The 6,000-nt window shown below is 66.3% G+C and carries 9 protein-coding genes; 1 reads left to right on the top strand and 8 read right to left on the bottom strand.

Annotated elements, in window-relative coordinates; translation table 11 throughout:
- Positions 1 to 72: 72 nt before the first annotated feature.
- The 8 genes from ACP7A3_RS19850 to ACP7A3_RS19815 all read right to left on the bottom strand — a co-directional run bounded on the left by ACP7A3_RS19850 (position 73) and on the right by ACP7A3_RS19815 (position 4,855).
- Positions 73 to 507 carry an OsmC family protein gene (locus tag ACP7A3_RS19850; RefSeq protein ID WP_426256940.1) on the bottom strand — a complete coding sequence of 145 codons (435 nt, stop codon included), beginning with the start codon at positions 505 to 507 and terminating at the stop codon, positions 73 to 75.
- A 90-nt stretch (positions 508 to 597) separates the two neighbouring features.
- Complete coding sequence (locus ACP7A3_RS19845) at positions 598 to 906, bottom strand: glycine zipper 2TM domain-containing protein (RefSeq protein ID WP_018251088.1); 309 nt, start codon at positions 904 to 906, stop codon at positions 598 to 600.
- A 96-nt stretch (positions 907 to 1,002) separates the two neighbouring features.
- Positions 1,003 to 1,155 (bottom strand): hypothetical protein, encoded by a 153-nt coding sequence (locus ACP7A3_RS19840; RefSeq protein WP_426256974.1) that lies wholly within the window; start codon positions 1,153 to 1,155, stop codon positions 1,003 to 1,005.
- A 110-nt stretch (positions 1,156 to 1,265) separates the two neighbouring features.
- Complete coding sequence (locus tag ACP7A3_RS19835; RefSeq protein WP_426256941.1) at positions 1,266 to 1,592, bottom strand: 5'-nucleotidase; 327 nt, start codon at positions 1,590 to 1,592, stop codon at positions 1,266 to 1,268.
- A 63-nt stretch (positions 1,593 to 1,655) separates the two neighbouring features.
- Positions 1,656 to 2,258: a TIGR02466 family protein gene (locus ACP7A3_RS19830; RefSeq protein WP_017978310.1), complete on the bottom strand. Its 603-nt coding sequence runs from the start codon at positions 2,256 to 2,258 to the stop codon at positions 1,656 to 1,658.
- Positions 2,255 to 2,824 (bottom strand): aminoacyl-tRNA hydrolase, encoded by a 570-nt coding sequence (gene pth / locus ACP7A3_RS19825; protein WP_426256942.1) that lies wholly within the window; start codon positions 2,822 to 2,824, stop codon positions 2,255 to 2,257. Before pth ends, ACP7A3_RS19830 begins: the two co-directional genes overlap by 4 nt.
- Positions 2,825 to 3,040: 216 nt before the next feature.
- Positions 3,041 to 3,703, bottom strand: coding sequence for a 50S ribosomal protein L25/general stress protein Ctc (locus tag ACP7A3_RS19820; protein ID WP_017978312.1), 663 nt, complete (start codon positions 3,701 to 3,703; stop codon positions 3,041 to 3,043).
- 240 nt (positions 3,704 to 3,943) lie between these two features.
- Positions 3,944 to 4,855: a TraB/GumN family protein gene (locus ACP7A3_RS19815; protein WP_426256943.1), complete on the bottom strand. Its 912-nt coding sequence runs from the start codon at positions 4,853 to 4,855 to the stop codon at positions 3,944 to 3,946.
- Positions 4,856 to 4,951: 96 nt separating this feature from the next.
- Here ACP7A3_RS19815 and ACP7A3_RS19810 point away from each other — a divergent pair, with 96 nt between their 5' ends.
- The gene (locus tag ACP7A3_RS19810) at positions 4,952 to 5,821 is read left to right on the top strand and encodes a glycine--tRNA ligase subunit alpha (protein WP_017978314.1); all 870 of its coding nucleotides are present in this window, start codon (positions 4,952 to 4,954) and stop codon (positions 5,819 to 5,821) included.
- Positions 5,822 to 6,000 lie beyond the last annotated feature (179 nt).

The following is a 6,000-nucleotide window of genomic DNA, read 5'->3' as shown; positions in this document are numbered from 1 at the left end:
CCGTAGAACAGCGCGCCTTGCGCCACCTGCCGACCCATCATGTCCATACTCCCGCCGCCTGGCAGGAGTGAATCACGCCTTCCTCGTCGTCGCAAGCACGCGTTTTTCAACAGTCTCGAGCACCTTTGACACCGGGCAGCCCGCCTTCGCCTCATTGGCGATCCGCTCGAATTCGTCGCGCTCCATGCCGTCGACATGGCCCGTCAGCGTCAGGTCGGACCGCGTGATGGTGAATCCGTCGCCATCCTTTTCCAGCGTCACCTTCGCCTTGGTCTCCAGATTGCCCTGCGTCTTGCCGGCGCCGGCCAGCGCGAACGCGAGCGCCATCGTGAAGCAGCCGGCGTGGGCCGCGGCGATCAGCTCTTCGGGATTGGTGCCGGGGCCGTCCTCGAACCGCGTGTTGAAGCCATATTGGGCGTCGGTCAGCAGGCCCGACTGGGTCGAGATATGGCCCTTGCCGTCCTTGCCTAGGCCCTCGTACCGGGCCGATGCGCTGCGGGTCGTCATATACGTCTCCTCGTGTTTCACGAGGCCATACGCAGAACGGGCGCCGCAGGTTGCCCCACAGCGCCCGTTCCGGTCTAATTTATCCGAAGCTTAGCGGCAGCGACGGTTGCCACCGCTGCGCTCGATCTCGCGGCCCAGCAGGCCGCCGGCGACGGCGCCGCCCAGCGTGCCCAGTGTCCGGTCGCCGCGGGTGTCGATCGTGCGGCCCAGCAGCGCGCCACCGACCGCGCCGACGACGGCACCCGTCGTGCCATCGGGCTTGCGGCAGCGCAGGCGACCGCGGTTGTCGCGCCATTCGCGATACTTGTAGCGCTGTGCGCCCGCCTGCGAGACCGGCACGACCATCGTCGCCGGTACGACCATCGCGGCACACCCCATCGCCAGCATCAACTTACGCATCTGAATCTCCCGTCATCGTTTGACTGTGGTTTCGATAACGTCGGGCTATAATGACGGTTGCATGAACTGGGCACAACGTTCCGTTCAGGAAACCATTCAGGATTTCGGCGGGGTTTCCGTCTTCGCCTCGGCCGCAGGTTTGCGATAGCGGTTGGCCAGCAACGCCGCCCCCAGGATGAACCCGCCGGGTGCGAGCAGGATGACGGCGGCCAGGCCGATCTGGCGTTTGGTGATGGACATGAGGCGCAAGATAGCATCGACAGGTGAACGACGGCTTGTCGCGCTATACCCCTCCCAGCCCGTCACCCCGGCCTTGAGCCGGGGTGACGAACAGGGTGCGGGCTACCCAGCAAGCACGATCAAAACGGCACCTTGAACTTCACCATCGCGCGCGGGCTGCTCATGCCGTTGGGCAGGCTGCCCTGTTCCGCCTCGCCCGATACCCCGACCTTGCCGATCGTCGTCCGCGCGCGGATCGGCTTTTCGGCGTAGTGCGTCTCGTCGATGGGGCGCAGCCGGTTGGCATCGACCGGCCGTCCGCAGATCACGATCGAGCCGTCGGCGTTGGGCTCGCCGCACATGGCCTTGGGCGCATCCGGGGCAGGGGCGGGCTTCACCGGCCGCATGTCCGCCGGCAGCGGCGGCCCTGCGACCGCCTGCATCGCCATCATCATCGCCAGCCGCATGGGGTCCGCTCTCCCGATTTCAGGGAAAGCTGACCGTCGATTACGGCAAAGCGATGGCCGGCGTTACCGATAGTTGAAGCTGATGCTGATCCGCTCGCCCTTGGCGGCATTGGGCACCACCTCGTGCCGCAGCCAGCTTTCCCACAGGAAGACGCTGCCCGGCTTCGGCTCGGCATAGACGAACGTCGCGTGATCCTCGCCCGCATCGGCGCGGCGCGTCGGGGCTGCCATCATCATCGGCAGCCGCGGGTCTTCCAGCTTCAGCGCACCGGCGCCCGCCGGGGTGGCGATATAGATCGTGCCGCTTACCGCACTGTGCGGGTGGATATGTCCCGAATGCGTGCCGCCGGGCTTCAGGACGTTGACCCACAGGCTGTCGAGCTTCAGCTTGCGCCCGCCCAGGTCGAACGCGCACGCCTCCGCAAAGCGCGCGACATGCTTGTTCAGCAGCTTGACCAGGTCGGCAAAGCGCGGGTCGCGCGCGGGCAGGTCGTTCAGCGACGCATAGGAGGTATAGCCGCGATAGCCATGCGCCTTCGACCAGGCGACGCCGGCGCGATCCTCGCGCGCCAGATCGAGGCACGCCTCCTCCAGTTCCTCGATCAGCCCGGCATCGCCCAGCTCGCCTTCGTAGAAGCGCGTCGCGAACAGCGTACGGACCGTCATTGTGCCAACCTCATCGCGATATCGTTCATGAACCGCACGTCGTCGCCATCGGCCAGCCACAGCGCCTCCGCCCCGATCGCGCCCAGCATGTCGGACAGCGGGTCCATCTCCGCCTTGGCGTAATTCCCCAGCACATATCCGGTGACGCGATCCTTGTGCCCCGGATGGCCGATGCCGATCCGCACCCGGCGGAACTCCGGCCCAAGATGCTGGTCGGTCGAGCGCAGCCCGTTATGCCCCGCGGTGCCGCCGCCGCGCTTTACCTTCACCTTGAACGGCGCGAGGTCGAGCTCGTCGTGGAACACGGTCAGCGCGTCCGGCCCCAATTTGTAGAAGCGCAGCGCCTCGCCGATCGCACGGCCGCTCTCGTTCATGAAGGTCGCCGGCTTCAGCAGCAGCACCTTGTGGCTGCCGATCCGCCCTTCCTGCGTCCAGCCTTGGAACTGCTTTTTCACCGGCCCGAAGCCGTGCATGTCGGCGATCAGGTCGAGCGCCATGAACCCGACATTGTGCCGGTGCATCGCATATTGCGGCCCCGGATTGCCCAGGCCTGCCCAGATCTGCATGGCGCGGTGTCTTTCCTCAACGTTGGCGGAAGGCGCGCCCTCCTACCGGTATTCGTCATTCCCGCGAAGGCGGGAATCCAGACTGGCTGACCTCACGGCAGGAGCGCAGACGTCAGAGATTATGGATTCCCGCCTTCGCGGGAATGACGGTGATAACAAAAAGGGCAGGGGAGCTGCTCGCCACCCTGCCCCTTTCGCAAACCGGATCGATCCGGATCAGCCCTCGGCCGAATCCTCGTCGCTCTCGGCATCCGACTCGGCGGCGGCTTCGGCAGCCTGGGTCTCGGCGACCTCGGCCTCGAGCGCCTCGTCCTCGGCGGTCGGGACGGTCGGCGGCACGATCGTCGCGATCGCGAAGTCGCGGTCCTCGATCGCCGGCGTCGCGCCCTTGGGCAGCTTGACGTCGCTGATGTGGATCGAATCGCCGATCTCGCGGCCCTTCAGCGAAATCGTGATCTCGCTGGGGATGTCGGCGGCGTCGACGACCAGCTCGACCTCGTGGCGGGTGATGTTGAGCACGCCGCCCTGCTTCAGGCCGCGGCACTCGTCCTCGTCCGCGAACACGACCGGCACCGCGACGGTGACCGTGGTATGCTCACCGATGCGCAGGAAGTCGACATGGACCGGACGGTCGGTGACCGGGTGGAACGCCACGTCCTTCGCCAGCGTGCGCTGACCGCCGACCATGATGACCGAGTTCATGAAATGACCCGTCATCAGCGCCTTGACCAGCGCCTTCTCCTCGAGATGAACCGAGGCCGGCTCCTTGTTCTGGCCGTAGATCACGGCGGGGACGCGGCCGTCACGACGCAGCGCCCGGGAGGCTCCCTTGCCAACCCGGTCGCGCGTCTCGGCTGCGAGCGTAATGGTGTCGCTCATGCAGAATACCTTCCGAAACGTGCTAAAGTGTCTTTCCGCAGCCTCGCCTCCAGGGATGACCAAGGCCGGAAGCGGGCGCGCATAGCGGGAAGGGCGGGAAAAAGCAACTATTCCTCCCCGGCACGGGGAGGGGGACCGCGCCGCAGGCGCGGTGGAGGGGGCTCTCCTCAAACGGTGTCGCTTGTGGAAGGTCCCCCTCCACCAGCTGCGCTGGTCCCCCTCCCCGCAAGCGGGGAGGATTTAATATCTCACCCGCTCCGCCTTCAGCCCCAGCTTGGCAAGCTGTGCCTGCACCGAATCCGGCCCCGCCAGATGCCCCGCACCCACCGCGATGAAGACGGTCCCCGGCTTGGTCATCCGCTGCTTGATCCACTGCGCCCAATTGCGGTTGCGATCCACCAGCAGGACCTTGGCGACCTCGGGCGAGCTCTTCAGCTCGTCGTTCATCTCGCGCGCTAGCGCCTCGGGGTCGCCGCGCGCCCATTCGTCGACCATCGATGCCATCTGCTTGTCCAGCGTCGGCAATTCGTCGACCGTGCTTTCCAGGAACTGGAGCTGCGCCTTATCCGACAGGCTGCCGAAGAAGCCCAATTGCTGCTGCGGCGTCTCCAGCCCCGACAGCGGCTTGTGCGCCTGTTTCGCCGCTTCGGTGATCACCTCTTCCGGCCCGTTGGCGCTGTCGTACCCCAGCTTCGACAGCGGCGCGACCGACAGCTGCGTCGCCGCGAGCCACGGCTTGAACCGGTCGAGCGCATTGGCCGGCAGCCCGAGATCGGTCACCGCCTTGGTAAAGGCCGCGCGCTTGCCCTCGGGCAGGCGCTGCGTCAGCGGCGGCGTGCCGGCGGGCGCGACGCCGGTCGCCTGCACCAGCCCCTGCATCGTGGCGGGATCGGGCATCACGATCTCCAGCTTCACCTCGTCCGCCTTGTCGAATGCGCTTTTGACCGCCTCGTCGAACCAGGTGAGGCCCGGCTTCAACACATGGATCGTTCCGAACAGATAGACGGTCGTCTGCTTGCCCTTCACCACCCACAGCGCCGGATCGGCATCGTTCGCGGCGCGCGCAGGCGCCTGGGCGGGTTGCTGCGCACAGGCCGGCAGCGACAGGCACAAAGCGACCGCGGACACGGCGGCGGCAAGGGTTCGTATCATGCGGGGACGTATCCGGGTGGTGGGGCCAGACCTTCACCTAATGCCGCGCCGCACCACTTGCTAGACGCGGCGCCATCGGCCAAAGCCGGGCGCGTCATGGCTGCCACACCGCTTTCCTTCCAGAAGATGATCCTGACGCTCCACGATTACTGGAGCGACAAGGGTTGCGTGATCCTCCAGCCGTACGACATGGAAATGGGCGCCGGCACCTTCCATCCCGCCACGACGCTGCGCGCGCTGGGGCCGGAGACGTGGAACGCCGCCTTCGTCCAGCCCTGCCGCCGGCCGACCGACGGCCGCTATGGCGAAAACCCCAATCGCCTGCAGCATTACTACCAGTATCAGGTCATCCTGAAGCCGTCGCCGCCCGACCTGCAGGACCTGTATCTGGGGTCGCTCGCCGCGATCGGCGTCGACATGACCAAACACGATATCCGCTTCGTCGAGGACGATTGGGAAAGCCCGACACTCGGCGCCTGGGGCCTCGGCTGGGAAGTGTGGTGCGACGGCATGGAGGTGACGCAGTTCACCTATTTCCAGCAGATGGGCGGCTTCGACATGAAGCCCGTCGCGGGCGAGCTGACCTACGGCCTCGAACGCCTCGCGATGTACATCCAGGACGTCGACAACGTCTACGACCTCCGCTTCAACGATCACGGCGTCAGCTATGGTGACGTCTTCCTCGAAAACGAGCGGCAGATGTCGACGTGGAACTTCGAGGTCGCCGACACCGCCACCCTCTTCGACGCCTTCAAAAAGGCCGCGGCGGAATGCGAGAACAGCCTCGCCGCCGGCCTGCCGATCCCCGCCTACGAACAGGCGATCAAGGCCAGCCACACCTTCAACCTCCTGCAAGCCCGCGGCGTCATCTCGGTGGCGGAACGCCAGGCGTACATCGGCCGCGTCCGCGACCTCGCCAAGGGCGCCTGCGGCGCCTGGATGGAAAAGAACGGATGGGCGGCGTGAGCATCCTGTTGTTCACGCTAAGCCGCGTAGACGCGAAGGGGTTTCGCGCAGAGGCGCAGAGGACGCAGAGCCGCCTGCGGCAATCCGGCCGCATGAGCGGCCAGCACATGTCGAGCGGCAGCGGTTCTGAAGGGACGCTCCGCGCCGAGCGTAACACCTCTGCGCTCTCTGCGCCTCTG

Origin of the sequence: Sphingomonas sp. DC5200-1, from assembly GCF_049897245.1 — a bacterium.
GTDB lineage: Bacteria > Pseudomonadota > Alphaproteobacteria > Sphingomonadales > Sphingomonadaceae > Sphingomonas > Sphingomonas aquatilis.
This window is presented reverse-complemented; position numbering and strand designations above follow the sequence as displayed.